Origin of the sequence: Bradyrhizobium campsiandrae (assembly GCF_014529705.1) — a bacterium.
Classification (GTDB): domain Bacteria; phylum Pseudomonadota; class Alphaproteobacteria; order Rhizobiales; family Xanthobacteraceae; genus Bradyrhizobium; species Bradyrhizobium campsiandrae.
On the sequence record NZ_JAANIH010000241.1, the window covers coordinates 1 to 410 of the forward strand.

1 protein-coding gene is annotated in these 410 nt (G+C 67.1%); it reads left to right on the forward strand.

Annotated elements, in window-relative coordinates; all coding sequences use genetic code 11:
* Positions 1-304, forward strand: a 304-nt coding sequence (locus tag G8O24_RS42890; protein ID WP_188108446.1) for a YciI family protein, incomplete at its 5' end; no start/stop codon positions are given.
* Between the last annotated feature and the right edge of the window lie 106 nt (positions 305-410).

The window sequence follows — 410 nt, forward strand, 5'->3', positions numbered from 1 at the left end:
CCGGATGATCGACAATGGCGGCCTGATGCCGCTTGCTTCAGGTGCGCGGGTGCGGATCGTCGACGGGGAGCTGAGCGTCGTCGATGGCCCCTTCATCGAGGCCAAGGAAGTCGTCGGCGGCTACGCCATTTTCGAGCTGCGTGACAAGGCGGAAGCGCTGGCCATGGCCAAGGAATTCATGCAGCTCCACCTCGATCACATGCCGGGCTGGGACGGCACCTGCGAAGTGCGGGCCTTCGCAACGCCCGGCGTCGACAGCGCCTGCGAGGTCAACGCGAAGTCAGGCGTAGCCGCCCACGCCTGATGAACGCTTTCGCATCCCATCGTCGGCGGCGATGACGGCCGCCGACATCGACGAGACCGTCCGTGCCGCGAGTCATGCGACTTGGCGCGTCGCGCAGCCGCGGCTG